The organism is Luteolibacter rhizosphaerae (genome assembly GCF_025950095.1).
Classification (GTDB): Bacteria; Verrucomicrobiota; Verrucomicrobiia; order Verrucomicrobiales; family Akkermansiaceae; genus Haloferula; species Haloferula rhizosphaerae.
Window position 1 is genome coordinate 161,512 of record NZ_JAPDDR010000004.1, and the last position, 16,535, is coordinate 178,046.

Annotated in this window: 20 protein-coding genes and 1 tRNA gene; 17 read left to right on the forward strand and 4 right to left on the reverse strand. The window is 62.2% G+C overall.

What is annotated here, in order from left to right; translation table 11 throughout:
- The first annotated feature begins 55 nt into the window (after positions 1–55).
- Entirely contained in the window at positions 56–745 is a 690-nt protein-coding gene (locus OJ996_RS08865; RefSeq protein WP_264513189.1) for an MBL fold metallo-hydrolase, read from the forward strand.
- 73 nt (positions 746–818) lie between these two features.
- On the forward strand, positions 819–1,061 hold the full coding sequence (locus tag OJ996_RS08870; protein ID WP_264513190.1) for a hypothetical protein: 243 nt from the start codon (positions 819–821) through the stop codon (positions 1,059–1,061).
- Between the two features lie 3 nt (positions 1,062–1,064).
- On the opposite strand, the gene OJ996_RS08875 is transcribed toward OJ996_RS08870, so the two are convergent.
- Positions 1,065–2,417: an MFS transporter gene (locus tag OJ996_RS08875; RefSeq protein ID WP_264513191.1), complete on the reverse strand. Its 1,353-nt coding sequence runs from the start codon at positions 2,415–2,417 to the stop codon at positions 1,065–1,067.
- A 248-nt stretch (positions 2,418–2,665) separates the two neighbouring features.
- On the opposite strand from OJ996_RS08875, the gene OJ996_RS08880 reads away from it, so the two are divergent.
- From OJ996_RS08880 to OJ996_RS08910, 7 genes are all read left to right on the forward strand, one after another.
- Entirely contained in the window at positions 2,666–3,172 is a 507-nt protein-coding gene (locus OJ996_RS08880) for a ferritin-like domain-containing protein (RefSeq protein ID WP_264513192.1), read from the forward strand.
- Between the two features lie 153 nt (positions 3,173–3,325).
- Entirely contained in the window at positions 3,326–4,072 is a 747-nt protein-coding gene (locus OJ996_RS08885; protein WP_264513193.1) for an RDD family protein, read from the forward strand.
- Positions 4,069–5,037 (forward strand): stage II sporulation protein M, encoded by a 969-nt coding sequence (locus OJ996_RS08890; RefSeq protein WP_264513194.1) that lies wholly within the window; start codon positions 4,069–4,071, stop codon positions 5,035–5,037. The genes OJ996_RS08885 and OJ996_RS08890 overlap by 4 nt, the downstream gene beginning before the upstream one ends.
- The gene (locus OJ996_RS08895) at positions 5,027–6,457 is read left to right on the forward strand and encodes a DUF4129 domain-containing protein (RefSeq protein ID WP_264513195.1); all 1,431 of its coding nucleotides are present in this window, start codon (positions 5,027–5,029) and stop codon (positions 6,455–6,457) included. Before OJ996_RS08890 ends, OJ996_RS08895 begins: the two co-directional genes overlap by 11 nt.
- Positions 6,418–7,560 carry a DUF4350 domain-containing protein gene (locus OJ996_RS08900; protein ID WP_264513196.1) on the forward strand — a complete coding sequence of 381 codons (1,143 nt, stop codon included), beginning with the start codon at positions 6,418–6,420 and terminating at the stop codon, positions 7,558–7,560. Before OJ996_RS08895 ends, OJ996_RS08900 begins: the two co-directional genes overlap by 40 nt.
- Positions 7,557–8,546: an AAA family ATPase gene (locus tag OJ996_RS08905; protein ID WP_264513197.1), complete on the forward strand. Its 990-nt coding sequence runs from the start codon at positions 7,557–7,559 to the stop codon at positions 8,544–8,546. The genes OJ996_RS08900 and OJ996_RS08905 overlap by 4 nt, the downstream gene beginning before the upstream one ends.
- A gap of 20 nt (positions 8,547–8,566) precedes the next feature.
- A complete protein-coding gene (locus tag OJ996_RS08910; protein WP_264513198.1) occupies positions 8,567–9,871 on the forward strand; it encodes a DUF58 domain-containing protein in 1,305 nt (434 codons plus the stop codon).
- Positions 9,872–9,935: 64 nt separating this feature from the next.
- On the opposite strand, the gene OJ996_RS08915 is transcribed toward OJ996_RS08910, so the two are convergent.
- Positions 9,936–10,448, reverse strand: a complete 513-nt coding sequence (locus OJ996_RS08915; protein WP_264513199.1) for a hypothetical protein — start codon at positions 10,446–10,448, stop codon at positions 9,936–9,938.
- Positions 10,449–10,677: 229 nt separating this feature from the next.
- Here OJ996_RS08915 and OJ996_RS08920 point away from each other — a divergent pair.
- Positions 10,678–10,763: transfer RNA gene (locus OJ996_RS08920), tRNA-Leu, on the forward strand.
- Between the two features lie 22 nt (positions 10,764–10,785).
- Here OJ996_RS08920 and OJ996_RS08925 read toward each other — a convergent pair.
- Entirely contained in the window at positions 10,786–11,949 is a 1,164-nt protein-coding gene (locus OJ996_RS08925) for a tyrosine-type recombinase/integrase (protein WP_264513200.1), read from the reverse strand.
- 155 nt (positions 11,950–12,104) lie between these two features.
- Complete coding sequence (locus OJ996_RS08930; protein ID WP_264513201.1) at positions 12,105–12,986, reverse strand: S24/S26 family peptidase; 882 nt, start codon at positions 12,984–12,986, stop codon at positions 12,105–12,107.
- Between the two features lie 199 nt (positions 12,987–13,185).
- On the opposite strand from OJ996_RS08930, the gene OJ996_RS08935 reads away from it, so the two are divergent.
- The 7 genes from OJ996_RS08935 to OJ996_RS08965 all read left to right on the forward strand — a co-directional run bounded on the left by OJ996_RS08935 (position 13,186) and on the right by OJ996_RS08965 (position 16,533).
- Entirely contained in the window at positions 13,186–13,368 is a 183-nt protein-coding gene (locus tag OJ996_RS08935) for a hypothetical protein (protein WP_264513202.1), read from the forward strand.
- Positions 13,369–13,373: 5 nt separating this feature from the next.
- Positions 13,374–13,640, forward strand: coding sequence for a hypothetical protein (locus OJ996_RS08940; RefSeq protein WP_264513203.1), 267 nt, complete (start codon positions 13,374–13,376; stop codon positions 13,638–13,640).
- A gap of 77 nt (positions 13,641–13,717) precedes the next feature.
- Entirely contained in the window at positions 13,718–14,470 is a 753-nt protein-coding gene (locus OJ996_RS08945; RefSeq protein WP_264513204.1) for a hypothetical protein, read from the forward strand.
- Complete coding sequence (locus OJ996_RS08950) at positions 14,467–14,973, forward strand: hypothetical protein (protein ID WP_264513205.1); 507 nt, start codon at positions 14,467–14,469, stop codon at positions 14,971–14,973. The genes OJ996_RS08945 and OJ996_RS08950 overlap by 4 nt, the downstream gene beginning before the upstream one ends.
- Before the next feature lie 71 nt (positions 14,974–15,044).
- Complete coding sequence (locus OJ996_RS08955; protein WP_264513206.1) at positions 15,045–15,290, forward strand: hypothetical protein; 246 nt, start codon at positions 15,045–15,047, stop codon at positions 15,288–15,290.
- On the forward strand, positions 15,287–15,787 hold the full coding sequence (locus OJ996_RS08960; RefSeq protein ID WP_264513207.1) for a hypothetical protein: 501 nt from the start codon (positions 15,287–15,289) through the stop codon (positions 15,785–15,787). Before OJ996_RS08955 ends, OJ996_RS08960 begins: the two co-directional genes overlap by 4 nt.
- On the forward strand, positions 15,784–16,533 hold the full coding sequence (locus OJ996_RS08965) for a hypothetical protein (protein WP_264513208.1): 750 nt from the start codon (positions 15,784–15,786) through the stop codon (positions 16,531–16,533). Before OJ996_RS08960 ends, OJ996_RS08965 begins: the two co-directional genes overlap by 4 nt.
- Positions 16,534–16,535: the final 2 nt, after the last annotated feature.

Consider the following 16,535-nt stretch of genomic DNA (forward strand, 5'->3'; position numbering starts at 1 on the left):
CCTTCTTTCTTAGCGGGCTTGTCGCGAGATATCGAGCCGGTGTAGCCTCCTTGCGATGCGCTGCCCCGGCTTGATCCGCGTTCAAGCCCCGGGTGTGAGCTTCCATGCCCTGCGCCATGACGGTGGGATCGTGCTCGTGGATTGCGGCTTCGTCGGTGGTGTGGGCCTGCTGGCCCGCGCGCTCCGTCTCGCGGGTTGGGAGCATCTGCCGCTTACCGGAATTGTCCTGACCCACGGCCATCTGGATCATATCCTGAACGTCGGGCGCCTTGCCGCGGCCACGGGTGCATGGATCGCGGCACCGCGCTTGGATTCCGCGCACTATGAGGGAAGGGCCGTGTATCGGGGCGCTTCCCGCGTGACCGGCGTCTTGGAGTCATTGGGGCGTCCGCTGCTCGGCTTCCAAGCGTTTGCCCCGGATCGTTGGATCGACGATGGCGACGAGATCGAGGTCTGGGATGGACTGCGCGCCATCCATCTGCCCGGCCACACGGCGGGCCACATGGGATACTACTGCGAGCGTCACCGCCTGCTCTTTTGCGCGGATCTCTTCGCGAGTTATCCGGGCTTCTCCCATCTGCCGCCGGCGATCTTCAACGTGGATGGCGCGATGGTCCGTGCAAGCGTGGTCCGGGCGCTGGCTTTGGATCCCGTCGGTGTCTTGCCAAATCACGGTGATTCCGTGGAACCGGAGCTGCATCTTTCCCGGCTTCATGCGCTGGCCAGACGGCAGGGATTGGCGTGAAAATTCTCGACCCCGTCGCAATCCGGGTGAGGCTCCTGCCCAGCCGGAGAAGGAAATGTGGAGGAAGTTTCGAATGATCGTGATCGGTGCCCTGATCCTCGCAGGCTCTCTGGCGCTATGGGCACACTTCGCCCGTAAGAAAGCGGACAAGGAAGCCGCCATCGCGGAGGCCAAGGAGATCGAGGAGCTGAATAAGCGCTACCCGGTCAAAGGCAGGATCATCAAGGAGCCGGTCGCGCCTCTCCCGCCGCCCGCGAGCGGCCCGGCGGAAGCGCAGGAGCGCCCTCGGATCCAGATCCGCAAGGCGGAGGAATGAGATTCAGCGCTCTTCCGTTGGCAGCGGGACCGGCAGGTCGCGCCGGAAGCGGCCGGTGAGCGAGAGTCCGAAGGCGAAGAGCCCCATCACGAGCATGGCTCCGCCCAAGACGAACATCGCGGTGATGGAACTGCCGGTCTTGTCGGTGATCACGCCGACGATTTTCGGCCCGACGTAGCCGCCGAGGTTGCCGATGGAGTTGATCAGGGCGATGCCTCCTGCTGCGGCAGTTCCGCTGAGCGCGGAAGCTCCCAGTGCCCAGAAGGGCCCCAAGGTGGACTTTTGTCCTGCGAAGGCCAGCGTGAGGGCGGCAATCGCCAGGAAGGGATTGTCCAGGACGGCCGCCGCCGTGAATCCGATCGCCGAGCAGAATGCGGCAATGCCGATGTAGGACGTGCGCTCGCCTTTCCGGTCGGAATTCCGTCCCACTACGACCATCGCGATGCCGGCGGCGATGTAAGGGATCATGTTGATCACGCCGACCAGCGAATCACTGCGGTCCGAGAGCTTCTTCACGATGGAAGGCAGCCAGAATTCGAAGCCGTATCCGGCCACGTTGATCAGGAAATAGATGAAGGTGAGCTGCCAAACCTGCGGGGAGGTGAAGGCATCGCGGAGCCGGGTTTTCCGGCCTCCTGCCGCGACTTTCGCTTCGTCTTCCAAGGTCTGCAGCAGCCACTGCTTCTCCCGCGCGGGAAGCCAGCGCGCTTCAGACGGTCCATTGGGCAGACACAGCAGCACGACCAAGCCGAGCAGCACTGCCGGAATGGCTTCGATCAGGAACAACCACTTCCAGCCCGGCCAATTCATGATCCCGTCCATCTCAAGCAAGGCACTGGAGATGGGCGAGCCGACCACGCCTGCCGCCACTCCCCCGAGCGCGAACAGGGCCATCGTCTTGGCGCGTTCCTTCGCCGGGAACCAGTAGGTCAGATAGAGGATGATCCCGGGGAAGAAGCCGGCCTCCGCGGCTCCCAGAAGGAAGCGCAGCAGGTAGAAGCTGGTAGTGCCCTTCACGAAGATGAAGCACATCGAGACCAGCCCCCACACGATCATGATCCGCGCGATCCAAACCCGCGCCCCGAAACGTTGGAGTGCGAGATTGCTTGGCACTTCGAAAAGGAAGTAGCCGATGAAGAACAGTCCCGCGCCGGTGCCGAAGACCGTTCCCAATACAGCCGGGTCGATCCCGAGCGGCTCCCGCAGGTGATCCTTCGCGAAGCCGACGTTGATCCGGTCGATGTAGGCGACGATGTAGCAGATGAAAAGGAGGGGAACGAGGCGGAGCGTGATCTTGCGGAGCACGGCGCGCTGTTCCTGCTCGCCGAGGATCTCGCGGGCAATGGGGTTTTCCATGGGTTAGCCGGGACTGTCCCGGTCCCCTCATACGGCGGCAAGGTCGAATCCTGTTCGTGCCAAATGAGGCAAGTTGCAACGGGATCAATGCATGCCGAATGCACGATGCGTTAATCAAATAACATAGGTTCAGCAATAACCTGCTGGAGCTGAATGATAAACGTTGGGGGCACGGGAGGTGCATCGATAGAGGCGGACCAAGGAAAAATCCCCCTCCGCAATGAAGCGGTTGGAATCTCCCGAAAGCCATGATCACAAACCTTGAACAGCTCTACTTCGATCAGTTGCGCGATCTCTATAGCGCGGAATCACAACTGGTTGCGGCTTTACCGGACCTGACCAACAGCGTCACCGACCCCGAGCTGAAAAAATCTTTCCAGAAGCATATGGGCGAAACCCGGATGCATCGGGCGCGCCTCCAAGATATCTTCTGCCGTCATGGTCTCAATCCCGGCGGGGAAGAATGCGAGGCAGTGCGCGGCCTGATCCGTGAGGCCCGTAAGCATGCAGGGCGTACGCGTTCCGGCAGCGTCCGCGATGCCGTGTTGATCGCGGCGACGAACCGCATCGAACACTATGAGATCGCGGGATATGGCACTGCCCGCGCCTTCGCGGAGTGCCTCGGCTACACGGAGGATGCCGACATCCTCGGCACGACTTTGGAGGAGGAAAGCGACGCGGACGAAGCTTTCACGCGGATCGCCACCGGAGGGCTTTTCAGCCGCGGGCTGAACGAGATCGCCGCGGGCGTCTGATCACCGGATTTCCAGCTGGATAACGAGTGCGCACATGGCGGGCCGGGACTGTCCGGGGGGACGGTCCCGGCCTTGCCGATTCCTTACTCCTCGCGGGCGAAGATACTTTACGGGGCGAAAGGAATTCGTAGGTTCGGGGCCGATTTCCGAATCATGGAGGAAAGTGCGGGACGGATCGACACGCTGCAGGCCATTGAACTGGCGGAAGGCGTGGAAGTTCGTCTCCGGATTGCGGGACCGCTGCTACGCGGGATGGCTTTGGCGATTGATGTGGCCATCGAGATCGGGGTTCTGATTGCGGCGGGTATTATCTTGGGCATGGCCGGAATCGCCGTCGGCGGGAACGTCGCCCTCGGCGCGATGCAACTCGTGTGGTTCTTCGTTTCCTGGTGGTTCCCGGTTTTCTTCGAGGCCAGCCGCCGTGGGGCCACCCCGGGCAAGCGCGCGATGGGCTTGCGGGTGGTGCAGACCTCCGGCGCTCCGATCACCTTCGGCCAGTCCGTGTTGAGAAATTTCCTCCGGACGGCGGATAGCATGCCTTTCCTCGGTGCCGGGTTTATTGGCTTTCCCACGCTGGGTTTCGGCTTGGCCACTTGTCTTGCCACGCGTCGTTTCCAGCGGCTCGGGGATTTGGCGGCGGGGACCGTGGTCATCTATGACCGGGTGCTTCCCGAGCCAGCGCTTCCCTCGCCCCCTCCCATGGAAGCCGCGAGGCCCGCGGTGGCCCTGCGTCCCGAAGAAGTCCGCGCGGTCGTGGCCTTCCGGGAGCGCGCGGGACTGTGGTCGGAGGGGCGCCGCGCCGAGATCGCGGATCACGCGACCGAACTTACCGGAAGCAAAGGGAACCTTGGTGTTTCCCGCATGATGGCAATCGCACACTGGCTACAGGAGAAACGATGAGCCCGGGATCCTTTGAAGAACGCCGCGCTGCGGATTGGGTGGAGCTGGATCGCCAGATCACTGCTGTGGAGAAGGGCAAGCCGGAGGCCGGCGTGGACGAACTACCGCGCCGCTTCCGCGAAGCTTGTGCCGATCTCGCCTTGGCTCGCCACCGGATGTATCCGGCGCAGCTCATCGAGCGACTCAACACGCTGGTCATCCGCGGTTACAAGCTGCTTTACCGCAGCCGCAAGCGCGGGTGGGAAGCGGCGCTCCGCTTCGCCGTCTCGGGCTTCCCCCAGGCTGTAAGGGCGGAGTGGCGCTTGTTCTGGCTCTGCAATGCCCTGTTCTGGGTGCCTTTCTTCGTGATGATGTTCTCCGCGAAGTGGGACATCGATTGGATCCGGGCCGCGCTGGGAGCGGAGGGGATGGCCAGCATGGAGCAGATGTACGGCGGGCAGGAGCAGCAGATCAGCCATCTGCGGAGCGAGTATGGCTCGAACTTCATGATGTTCGCCTTCTACATCCAGAACAACGTGGGGATCGATTTCCAGATCTTCGCGGGCGGGATCGTGGCCTGCCTCGGCACCATCTTCTTCCTCATCTACAACGGAATTCATATCGGCGCCGCCGCGGGTTATGTGGACTACGCGTGCAACCCGGAGTCCTTCTGGAGCTTCGTGGCAGGGCACTCGTCCTATGAACTGTTAGGTATGGTCGTCGCAGGGATGGCTGGGATGCGCTTGGGCATGGGCGTGCTGAAGCCGGGACGATTGCCCCGCGGCCGTGCGATGGCGGAAGCGGCGAAGCGGGCCTTGCCTCTGATCTATGGCGCCGGGGTCATGACTGCCATGGCCGCCGTGGTGGAAGGATTCTGGTCGGCCGAGCCGATCGATGTGCAGGTGAAGTATGCGGTGGGAATCGCGGGCTGGGTCTTGCACGTGGCGTATTTCCTTTTCGTAGGAAGGGGGGCGCGTGCGGCTTGAGGATGTAACGGCGGAACTGCGGCCACGCAGCGATTGGGAAGCGGTCGATTTAGGGCTGGCACTTTCCCGGCGGGATTTCTGGCGCCTCTTCGGCGCTTGGTGGCTGGGCATGGCGCCGGTGGCCATCCTCAGTTTCGTGTTCCTGCGCGATGTGCCGGTGCTTTTGCTTCTGCTCTGCTGGTGGTGGATGCCGGTAAGCTCGCGGCTGGTGCTCTTCGTGGTGAGCCGTCATCTCTTCGGCGAGTTGCCGACGTGGAAGGCGGTCTTCCGCGAGTGGCCGCGCGCGGTGTTCCGGCGTTTTTTCTTCCGCATGATCTGGGCGCGCTTCTCGCCTTGGCGACCGCTGACCATGGCGGTGGAGGATCTGGAAGGCCTGCGCGGAAAGGACTACGCCCAGCGGGTGCGGCTCTTGCTGCGCCGGGGAGATGCCACCGTGGTCGCCCTCGCCATGTGGCGTTTGGGACTCACCTTCTGGCTGGCCGCCGCGGTCTTCGGAACGGAGGTTTTGTTCCTGCCGCGGGAAGTCGCGGAGGAGTGGTGGGTGGCCCTGGATACCTGGGGGGAGGAGACTTGGCATGAACTCCCTACCACGCTGGGTTGGTCGATCACGGTCTCGCTGCTGATCTCAATGTCCTTGGTAGACGTGTTTTCGACCGGGGCGGGATTCGGTATCTACGTCAACCATCGTACCTGGATCGAGGGCTGGGATGTGGAGCTTGCCTTCCGGCGGCTGGCCAATCGCTTGCGCGCCGCGGGGAGCGTTTTTCTCGCCGCATGCTTCCTATGGCTCGGGAGTCCTGCCGCCGAGGCGGCTCCCACTCCGAAGGAGACGATCGAGGAAGTGAAGTCTCACGAAGACTTCACCATCCATAAGGTGAAGGAAAAGGTGCCGAGCAGTTCCTCCTCCTCAGGTTCGGCGCCGGACCTGAGCTTTCTGGGGACCCTGATGCAGCTCCTCTTCTATCTGGTTGTCGGAGGTTTGATCGCCTTCGTGGTGTGGCTGCTCTGGCGCTACCGGCACATCCTGCGTCCTGCCGGGATTGCGGGGGGAGGCAAGCGGATCCGCGCTCAAGCGAGAGTGGTGATGGGGATGGACGTGGCGCCGGAATCACTGCCGATGGACATCCCCGCAGCGGCGATGGAACTCTGGCGGGTCGGACGGCGTCAAGAGGCGATGAGCTTGCTCTATCGCGGCGCGATTTCGCGATTGATCGATGGCGGCGGCGTGGAGATCGCGGAGTCCGATACGGAGAGCGATTGTGTCCGCCGGGTGGCTGCGGAGGCGGCTCCTCATGCGGCCTACTTCGGAGGCCTCACCGAGGCGTGGATGCGTCTTGCCTATGGCCGGGTGACCCCTGGGGACGAAACGATGACGGATCTATGCGCCCGCTGGCCCTTCTCGGAAAGGAGGACCGCGTGAGGTTGCTGGGTCTGCTCATCGCAGTCGTGTTCCTTGCAGGGTGCAACCCGGGGCCGACGATCGATCGAGAGATCGGTTACAAGGGGAAGGCGCGCCTGGATGCCTATCTGGCGGCGGAGCGTTTCCTCGAGCACTACGACTACGCCGTGGAAAGCCGTCCCGGTTGGCCGAAGCTCGACCGGGGAGTGGCCATGGTCATCCTTCCGGCATCCGTGCTCTCCACCGAGGGTTACGTGCGCGAGATGTCCGCATGGATCGCGGACGGCGGGCACATGATCTGTTTGCTCGATCATGCGGAATCCCATCACGATGATTGGGGACGTTTCGTAAGCTCTTCCGACTTCAGGAGCGATGGGATTTCCGAGCCTCTCACACGCTGGTTCACGGATAGCGGCATCACCCTCAGCCAAGGAGAATCCACTCCGCTGAGATCGGACGAGCCGATCAAGATTTCCGGGACCGGTTATCGGGTGAATGCCGAGTCCCGCACCGGTATTTCGATTCACGGTGAAGCGAAGTCGGTCTTCAGCCAGACACAATATGGCAGCGGTTTGATTACGGTGCTGGCCGACGCCCGCCCTCTGAGGAACCGACGAATCGATGAGAACGACCACGCCGCCTTCCTGCTCGCGCTGACCCGGCAATCGCCCTTCGGTGGCAAGATCGTGGTAGTGCGCGATGCTGCTCTCTCGCTCGGTACCTTGCTCTGGCGGCACGCCTGGCCGGTGCTCGTCGGTGTCTTGGCGGTGACGCTTTTCTGGCTGTGGAAGAATATGCCGCGCTTCGGTCCGCTGCGGCGTGAGGAAGAGCGCTCGACGATGCGCGACTACGATCACCACCTTGAAGCCCTCGGCGATTTCCAATGGCGCCTCGACAAGGGCTCCGCGATGCTCCGCCCTTTGCGGGAGTCGGTGATCGAGCGCGCCCAGCGCCTCTCCGCGGCCACGCAGCGCGGGATCGACCTATTCGAATGGATCGCGGAGCGGGCGGGCATCACCCGCGAGCGAGCGGAGCGGGCCATGACCCACGAACGCCCCGCTGATGCGACTTCCTTCACCCGAGTGCTCGCCGATTTGCAGAAGATCCACCTATCCCTCTCATGACTGAAGAAGCAGCGATGTATCAATCCACGCCGCAGCCGCCGGATGCCTCCGCTCTGGTGGCCCGGCTCCGCGCCCAGGTCGAACATGCCGTGCTGGGCCAGCGCGAAGTGGTCAGCCAAGTGCTTGCTGGATTGCTGGCAGGCGGTCACGTCCTGCTTGAAGGCAAGCCGGGCCTCGGCAAGACGCAGCTTGTGCTCGGCTTGGCCAAAGCCTTCGGCGGCGTCTTCGGGCGTATCCAGTTCACTCCGGATCTGATGCCCTCGGATGTAACCGGCTTCCGCCTCTTCGACATGAAGAGCCAGACCTTCCAGCTCCGCCGCGGTCCCGTGTTCTGTAACCTGCTGCTGGCGGATGAAATCAACCGCGCCCCGGCCAAGACCCAAGCGGCCTTGCTCGAAGTGATGCAGGAGCGGCAGGTCACCATCGATGGCGAGACGCTGAAGCTCTCCCCGCCCTTCATGACCCTGGCCACCCAGAACCCGGTGGAGCACGAAGGCACCTATCCTCTGCCGGAAGCCCAGCTCGACCGCTTCCTGATGAAGATTCTGATCGACTATCCGGATCGTGCCGCGGAATCGGAGATCGTCGCACGCTCGGCTTCGGAAGTGCCGGGAGATGCGGTGACCAACGAACTCCAAGTCGTCGCGGGTCCGGAGGACGTGGTGCGGGCGCAGGCCGCCACCGCCGCCGTGCAGGTGGTCCGCGAAGTCGTCGACTATGCCGTGGCGATCGTGCAAGCCACGCGCGAGGCGAAGACGGTGTGGCTCGGCGCAGGAACCCGCGGCGCCATCGCGCTGGTCCGTATCGGCAAGGCGATCGCGCTGATGCATGGGCGTCACTACGTGATTCCTGATGATATCAAGGCCGCCGCGCTGCCGGTGCTGCGTCATCGCGTGCAGCTCGCGCCGGAGGTGGCGATGGGCGGGCAGTCGATGGATGAGGTGCTCAAGATTATCGTGGAGTCGGTCCCGGCCCCGCGGCAGTGAGAAGGCTTTTCTAAAGAAGAATGAGTCCTACCGGCAGAGCGCTGTGGATCGTGGTGGCTTGGGCTTTGTTCGGGCTTCTCGCCTCGATCTGGCGCGAGCTATTGCCTGCCTGGTGGATCAGCGGCGCGGTGTTTGTCGGTGCCGCAATCTTCGATGCCGTGGCTATGATTCGCATGGCCAGGCTGCAGATCTCGCGCCGCTTGCCGGGCCGCTTCGCGGTGGGGGAGGGCGCCGATGTCCGGCTGGAGATCCGCAATGTTGGACGCCTGCCGGCCACGGTCGAAGTTTTCGACGGCATCCCGGCCGGTGCGGAAGCGGAGGCGATGCCGTGGAAGGGAACCATTGCAGCCGGTGGCAAGGCGCGGGTGACACACGAGGTGCGGATCATCGAGCGCGGCATGGCCTCGTTCTCGAAGGTGCATGTCCGCCGTGTTTCACTTCTCGGTCTCTGGTTGCATGCCTACCTTTCCGGTGAGGCGGAGGAGGTGAAAGTCTATCCCGACTACGAGCCGGTACTCCGCTTCGCGCTGCTGGCGATGCAGGCCCGTCAGGAGCAGATGGGGATCGTCCGCCGTTCCATCGCGGGCAGCAGCCGCGATTTCCACCAGCTCCGCGAGTATCGCGAGGGCGATCCGCTCTCGCAGATCGATTGGAAGGCGACCTCGCGCCGCGCGATGCTGATCAGCCGGGAGTTCCAGGAGCAGCGGAACCAAAACATCATTTTCCTCACGGACACCGGTCGGCGCATGCGGGCGATGGATGGCGAGTTGCCGCAGTTCGACCATTGCCTGAATGCGATGCTGCTCGTCTCTTACGTGGCGCTCCGCCAGGGCGATCAGGTGGGCGTGCAAGCCTTCGGCGGCACGAACCGCTGGCTGCCGCCGGTCAAGGGTTCGCACTCGATGGCGGTACTGCTGAACCATCTCTTCGACTACCGGACCACCCCGGAACCGAGCGACTTCGCGGCCGCGGTTGAGCGCTTGCTGGCGCGCCAGAAGCGGCGCGCTCTGGTGGTCGTGATGACAAACCTGCGTGGGGAGGATGCCTCCGAACTGGTCCCGGCCCTGAGGATGCTGCGTTCGAAGCATCTCGTCATGCTCGCCAGCCTGCGCGAACGTTCGGTGGAGAATGCCCGCAAGAAGCCGATCGAGGAATTCGGCGATGCCCTCCGCTTCGCCGCCGCCGAGCGCTATGACGCGGAGCGGGCCGAGGTCCTCGCTACTCTTCAGGGCTTCGGTGTTCTCACGCTGGACGTGCCGGCACAGGAGTTTCCGGTAGCGCTAGCGAATCGCTATCTGGATATCAAGGCGGCCGGGCGCCTGTGAGGGGGAAATGAAAAGGGCGGGAGTTTATTCCCGCCCTTTCCTTCGTAGAGTGATCCGACTGCCCTTAGTGGGAGTAGTGGTGATCGTCGCGGGTTTCCGCTTCGGCGATCGACCAAACCAGCGTGAGCATCCACAGGAAGAAGCTGAAGCCCCAGAGCAGGTAGAGTGTCACCGCGTGGTTCTCGATCAGGAGCCAGTAGAAGCCACCGGTGAAACCAAGCATCAGATTCATCACCGTCACGGCGCCGCTCCGGCGTATGCGGTAGTTCAGGGCGATGATCGCAGGCAGGAAGTAGACCACCAGAGCCGCGAGGGCGATCACCGAGTCGCTGGCCCAGCGGACGAATGCAGGCTTCGAGGCGTCGATCGCCTCCTTACCCAGCGCTGCGAAGATCGCGGTGGTGGCGACGACGATCACGGCCATGCCGATCAGCGTCCAGCCCCACTTGGGAATCGCGTGGGTCTCGGCCAGCGACCTCCGCCGGCGGCGTGCTTGTTCCCCTTCATAGGCTTCCTTGGGCAAGGGAGCCGGCTTGTTCTCCATGAACTTCTCGCGGAGGCTTTCAACGCTTTCCATTCGGCGAACCTAGGCGAGGAGTTTCTCCGGATCAAGGGGAGAGAATCCTCCAAGTGGCTGAATATTACGAAACGCCAACGAAATGGGCGGGGTTGATGACACGTTCTCCGGCTTGCGTTTGGCACCTGTGAGGTTTCGTCACCCGCCGGATTCCACTAGACCCCGGTCTTCTTGCGAACATACTCGCGCCGCCTTCCGGGCTCCTTGGAGATCCGCTGGAGGAGGGATTGCCACCGTGGCGGAATCGGTAGACGCCGCGGACTTAAAATCCGTTGCAGGGCAACCTGCGTGCCGGTTCGAGTCCGGCCGGTGGCACTTTTTAACCATTGAAAACCAATCACTTGCGATTGTGTTCCCCAATTGTTCCGGGCAGAACATTGAAATATTCCTCCGCCTCCTCCTCCGTCCGCACCTCTAGGTAGTGGTCCTTGATGATCTTCTCGGAGTTACCCATCTCGATCGCCACCTTCCCGATCTCTTGGGTCTGCGCCACCCGGTGGGAGCCGTAGGAGTGGCGGAGGCAGTTCATCGGCCAGCCCTCCTCCCGTTTGAAGTGCTCGTCGAGCAGACGGCCAAGGCGGCCTGTCTCATCCTCATATGCTGGTTCTCGCAGGATCGGCCCTTCCTTCGGCGGTTTACACTCTTTTAGCCATGCCGCGAGGGTGGGGGAGATCGGGACCAGCCGCCGCCGTCCGGTCTTGGAGATCGAGGCTGGAAGATCGATGTGCCCGCGGTCTAGCTTCACCATGGACCAGTCGAGTGCCGGCTTGTTCCATGCTCGCATTTCGCCGCTGCGGAGCCCGGAGAAGGCACCCAACGCAAGCCATGGCAGGAATTCCTGGCGGACGTTCTTGAAAAGGAAGACGAGCTCCTCCTTCGAGAGCACCCGGACGTAGTCCTTCTTCGTCACCTCCGGCATCGGCAACTTCTCCGGCTCGGTGTATTCCCCCGAGACGACAATCAACTCCTGTCGCCGCGCCCACGTCCATAGCTGCACGCAAGCCGCCCGATAGTCCTTGCGGCGCTTCGCTCCGACGTCGAGCTCGTCGAGCCACTCGGCAAGCGCAGTGGCGCGCACGCGGGCGAGGGGAGTCTCGTCTCCCATCTCTTCGGCCATTACGAAGAGATCGCTCCTCATGCTCTTGAGGTGCTTTGTCAGGCCCTTCGAGCTTTCCTTCTCCTTGAAGGCGATGAACTGCTCCGCGGCCTTCCGCACCCCGAGCTTGGGCATGCGGCGCTCTGCTCCCCACCGCTCGACGTCCGCCCAGGTGGGGGAGAGGTCGAGGATCGCGCGCACCATCCGGATCTTCTCCGGCGGCAACTCGGTGAGGTCCACCATGCCGTTGTGGATGGTACGGGCCACGGCGCTGGCCGCTTGAATCGCCTCGGCGCGGTCGGCGCGGGTGAGATCACGGGTCCGGCCCTCGGAATCGATGTACGTCGCCCGCCAGTAAACCTTCTTCGCGGTGGGGTGCTGCCACGGGCGGACACGGATCTTCACGGACCCGGCCTTCACCACCTTTGATCCACGCGGTTTGCCCTTCATACTTCCCATTGCTGAGGTATGGTCGTTCCAATGGGTTTATTAATCGAGGTATCGAAAGCGGACCTGCGCCGTCACACTGGATAACCGTTTCTTAATAGCTTCGAAGCAACCTAATAAATGTCCTTCCAGTTACCTTTATCGAGCTTCTCCTGCTTTTCCTTAAGAGCCCGCTTGATAAAGCTCCGTTCCAGTACTTCGTCGGGCGCATTCTCGCGTTTGCCTTGGCTGTAAAATTGCACGAAGAAAGCCTCGATCTGCACGTCTTTGACGTCGGGAGCTGGCGGTTGTTCAAGGTCGAATGAGACAAGCCATTCGTTGTCCTCCTTCCGGTTGTAGCCAAAAATCTGGAGTTCGCCTTCTTGGTCCCGCACCACAGCAAGCGCCTGGATCCGGTCCTTCTCGATCATCTCTTTCTCAATCGCTCTTACAATGATGATATCGCCGTCCGAAACGATCGGGAACATGCGGTAACCAAAGACCCGGAGGGCGTAATATTCCGGCGGAAAATTGTGGTTGGTCGGCAATAGGCGGCGACCGACTTTGCCGACAGGTTCTCCTGCCGACACTCCGCCAGCGAGGGTAATCGTTTGATTCGTTAGGAACTCCCCCGGCCAATGTTCGACCTCACTGACCGCCAGCTCACCGGCTTCCCGTTGCAGCCTAACTGTCTCGTTTAGGAAGCGGTTGATTTTCTTGTCGTTCTTCTCCTCCATCATCCTGAGGAAATTATTAAAGAGCGCCGTCTGGTTGGTCTTCATGTAGCGCTCGACCGCTTCAGCGGTTGAGGGGTTTGCTAGATCGGGCTCGGTTGGACTGATCTCTACAGGGAAGACCACTTTCCCATGAGCCTCGAAGTGGCGAAGGACGGCATCGAGGGCCTGCCTTGTGATCTCAGCGCGCCCGATCGGAGTCGTCTTCTCGAAGCGCTCCAAGCGCTGGGTCATGGCGTCGTCCAGCCGAACGGTGAGATTCGTATTTTTTTTATCCTTCATTGTTAATCACTTGGGAATAAAAGCACGCGACTGCACGTCACGCGCACACGAATTAGGTTGCGGCGTGGCGCGGCGGCAACTAAATCTCCCGTGTGCTTTGACGGCGATGATGTGCTTTGCTTCGGTGTGCTTCGATTTGCTTTGTGCCCCTTGAGACATGCCCCACCGCTACCCGTTCAAAAATTCCTGAATAAAAATCATGAAGACCAAAACCACTCGCCTACCTGATCCGCTGGCGGGTCAGCTCGAAACCATCGCAACGGCCAATTTGACCAGCGAAGCCAAGGTTATCGAGCTGGCCGTCGAGCGCCTCGTGGCAGAGGTCCGCGAAACCGGACGCCTGCCGCTCCCTCCTGTAAACTTCGAACCCGCCGCTATCTGATCGCCGTGAACATCACCATCAATGACGCCCAAGGCGGCATCGAGGAGATCAAGGCGGCAGTGGTCCGCGAGCTGATCACGGCTCACAAGGCGGACTTTGACCTCATCACCCCGGCGCAGGCTGGCGGGATTCTGGATCTCACGCAGAAGGGCCTCGACGCCCTCAAGCTTCCAAAAGTGGACCTGCTCGGGAACGGGCGTTCCATACGATACCGACTCGGTGACATCACCGAGAAACTCAACGAGCGGACCGTCAAAGCCGCCAAGAAGTAAATCTCGGGGAGCCGGAGATTCGACCTTCCGGCCCCCCATTTTGAGAAATCGCCCCACTTGGGGCAACCGCAATACAAATGAGCAATACCACCCAAACGGCACCCGGCAAGGGAGAAGTCACCGGCGAGACGCTGGTAGATCTGGAATTCGCGCTTCCCACATGGCTGTGGGAGCTTGTGAAGCAAGTCTCGCGAGAGGAGTTGATCACGACCGATGAGGTCGTCCGCGAAGCTCTGACCGAGCGATTCTCCACCCGTCAGAAGATGGCGGAGTTCGAGAAGTCCGGGATCCCGGAAGCGACTATCCTCTCGCACATCATCAAGGCCGGCAGCGCCGCGGTCTTCGATCACTTCAAATCGAAGGAGGAGATCACCATCCCCCTGAAGCTGGCGGTGGTGCCCACCGGCACGCTCCCGGTGTTCTTGAACGAGCGGACCGTCCGCTACCTCCGCGAGTGCGCCAAGATTTGCAACGTCGATGCGGACGAATGGGTCGAGGGTTGGATCGGAGAGGCACAAGTGAACGACGGCCTGTGCGGTCGTAACGACGTGGACTTCGGAGGCATCGGCTTCGACATGGTGGAGAACCACCACGATGTGGACGAAGAAACCCGGTCGTCACAGGAGAAGGACGAGCTTTACGAGAAGCTCCGCGGTGTCGCCTTCCGCTACCAGCAGGAACTCAAGGCGGAGGCGTTAGAGGATGCAGTCGAGGGGACAGCCGGCCGTGTCGCCTCCCTCGTTCAAGCTGGAGACCGGCCCGGTGCCGCTCGTGCTCTCGCTAACGGCATTCAGGAAGCCGCCGCTTCCGTAGAGGGAGGTGCTGAGTGATCGCGGTCTTTGAATCCGCCCGCGGCAATCACCGCCCGCCCCGCATCAAGCAGCGTCCGCTTATCCCGTGCGCGATCTCTGACTCGTCGGAGACACGGATTGTGGAGGTGGAGATGGTGGACGTCGTCCTCGACATCCCTACCTACGCCTTCCGGCTGCTGAATACCTCCAACTCTTTCGACCTCCATCTCGGTTCGACGAATGTGGTGAGCGAGGCGGATGTGACGCGCCGCGCTGCTTTGTGGAATCGCCCCCATTCGTTCAGCGGAGGAGGGCGTGTTCCCGCCTCGAAATCGCTCTCTAGGCAAATGCTCGGACTCGGATTGGACATCACTGTCCGCGTCCGGTTCGAGAAAAAGCACTGGCCGTATGTGAGGATGCTCACCGACCGATTGGGCATCACCGTGGCTGAGTGGATCCTCGGAGGTGTCGGGTATGCCGTGTGGCTCCTTGAGCGCACCGTTCAATTCGAGGGAATGGTAGAAGGGGGGGCCTCGAAGTGAAGACTCCCCCAAAAGAGCCTCGTTTCCATACGGGCGGGATCTCGGATGGCACATCAGAGCACCTCGTCCGGATGTGGGTAATTCCTGACCATTATCAGCGCGATGCCCGCCGGTGGAAGATCGCCGAACGTAACGGCAAGCTCGTGCGCACCCGGAGCGAGTTCGCGATCAAGATCCGTAATCTCCGTGCCAAGGGCATGAAGATCGATCGCCAATACAGCCTGCTCGCGAACATGGTACTCTTCTGTCTTCAGCTGGAGATCGGCGAGTTCCGGAAATCCAAGCGCCGCAAGGATAGAAAGGCGGTGCCGGCGTGAAGGGTCTGCATTCGCTTGAAGCCTTCGAGCGCGGTCTCCGCGCCGACAGCAAGCAGGTCTTCGGCGGCGTCGGCGGGAAGAAGTCGCCCGCTCGTCGCCGGTCCGAAGACACGGAGGTCGAGATTGGCCGCGATCGCATCTGGAACGTGGTCAAGCTGCCGGACGAACTGGCCGCCCAGGTGGAAGCCATCGCGGACGCGATCGACGTCAACCGCACCGGCCTTGCCCGGATGATCATTGCCGCTGGCACCGAAGCAGTGCTCCGGCAGTTGGAGACGGGGGAGGGTTTGACTCTCCCTCTCCGGCTCGAAGTCCAGACCGAGAAGCCCGGCTTCTATCACCAGCACCTCCGCACGGTCACGCCGCTGCGCTTCGAAGCGCTCCGTGCCCGCTACCCGTGGCCTCTCCAGAAGTGGAAGGGCCTTCACAAGGGCGATGCAACCGGCACGCCCATGCCCCCGCCTGAATCCAAATCATCAACCTCCATCCAAGCATGATCATTCTTTTCATCCCCGGCTTCGCCGCATCTATCCAACCTCGCCCGCGCGCCACACCTCTCCCGGACCCGGCTCCCGAAAAGGTCACGTCCGGGTCCGCCGTGCTGCCCCACATTGCGCCCTACACCGTCAACCAGACGAACCTCATCTACTTCGCCTCCGTTTCGCTCGCCGCGGCGATGGAGGATGCCAGAGGTATCGAACAGAACGAGCATCCCCTTTGGCTGATCGAAGCGATCAACGGACGCGCCCTGCACTTCGGCAGGTCGCACGGGCATCCTTGCGAACTTGTGATCGAGGCGCTTCGGGTCATCGAGGCCTCGGTGCGGGAAAATCCGCTCCGGAGTAAGGACAAGATCTCCGCTTCCTGGCGGCTGGCCGATGCCGAGTTTGTGGAGCGTGCGCTGCCGATCGTGTTCCTGCTCGCCGACACGGCAATTGAACGCAGCCAGCAGCCGCAGCCCGGAGCTGTCGGAGAAGGCAGCATGGATGTCGGCCAGGAGATCGAGTTCCCGGAAGGCCAACTGGCGCTCCTGCGGGACGGGTGGCTTCACCTCAAGAGCGGACCCTCGACCTATGACATCGAGCTCACCCGCATCCCGAATGCGGAGGCGCTGTTAGGCTGGATCGACCACCTCGGTGGCAAGACCTGGGTGACGAGCCAGCACCTCCATCAACTTGTCCGCAGCGTGGCCGGATCCCGCGGCTGGCGGCTTCACCCCATCCCCTCCGGCACCACCACCTGAGC

What these genes read in the sequence shown, in the direction of transcription:
- OJ996_RS08865 (WP_264513189.1), top strand. Translation starts at nt 56, where the DNA reads ATGCGCTGCCCCGGCTTGATCCGCGTTCAAGCCCCGGGTGTGAGCTTC.
- OJ996_RS08870 (WP_264513190.1), top strand. Translation starts at nt 819, where the DNA reads ATGATCGTGATCGGTGCCCTGATCCTCGCAGGCTCTCTGGCGCTATGG.
- OJ996_RS08875 (WP_264513191.1), bottom strand. Translation starts at nt 2,417, where the DNA reads ATGGAAAACCCCATTGCCCGCGAGATCCTCGGCGAGCAGGAACAGCGC.
- OJ996_RS08880 (WP_264513192.1), top strand. Translation starts at nt 2,666, where the DNA reads ATGATCACAAACCTTGAACAGCTCTACTTCGATCAGTTGCGCGATCTC.
- OJ996_RS08885 (WP_264513193.1), top strand. Translation starts at nt 3,326, where the DNA reads ATGGAGGAAAGTGCGGGACGGATCGACACGCTGCAGGCCATTGAACTG.
- OJ996_RS08890 (WP_264513194.1), top strand. Translation starts at nt 4,069, where the DNA reads ATGAGCCCGGGATCCTTTGAAGAACGCCGCGCTGCGGATTGGGTGGAG.
- OJ996_RS08900 (WP_264513196.1), top strand. Translation starts at nt 6,418, where the DNA reads ATGCGCCCGCTGGCCCTTCTCGGAAAGGAGGACCGCGTGAGGTTGCTG.
- OJ996_RS08905 (WP_264513197.1), top strand. Translation starts at nt 7,557, where the DNA reads ATGACTGAAGAAGCAGCGATGTATCAATCCACGCCGCAGCCGCCGGAT.
- OJ996_RS08910 (WP_264513198.1), top strand. Translation starts at nt 8,567, where the DNA reads ATGAGTCCTACCGGCAGAGCGCTGTGGATCGTGGTGGCTTGGGCTTTG.
- OJ996_RS08915 (WP_264513199.1), bottom strand. Translation starts at nt 10,448, where the DNA reads ATGGAAAGCGTTGAAAGCCTCCGCGAGAAGTTCATGGAGAACAAGCCG.
- OJ996_RS08930 (WP_264513201.1), bottom strand. Translation starts at nt 12,986, where the DNA reads ATGAAGGATAAAAAAAATACGAATCTCACCGTTCGGCTGGACGACGCC.
- OJ996_RS08935 (WP_264513202.1), top strand. Translation starts at nt 13,186, where the DNA reads ATGAAGACCAAAACCACTCGCCTACCTGATCCGCTGGCGGGTCAGCTC.
- OJ996_RS08945 (WP_264513204.1), top strand. Translation starts at nt 13,718, where the DNA reads ATGAGCAATACCACCCAAACGGCACCCGGCAAGGGAGAAGTCACCGGC.
- OJ996_RS08955 (WP_264513206.1), top strand. Translation starts at nt 15,045, where the DNA reads ATGTGGGTAATTCCTGACCATTATCAGCGCGATGCCCGCCGGTGGAAG.
- OJ996_RS08965 (WP_264513208.1), top strand. Translation starts at nt 15,784, where the DNA reads ATGATCATTCTTTTCATCCCCGGCTTCGCCGCATCTATCCAACCTCGC.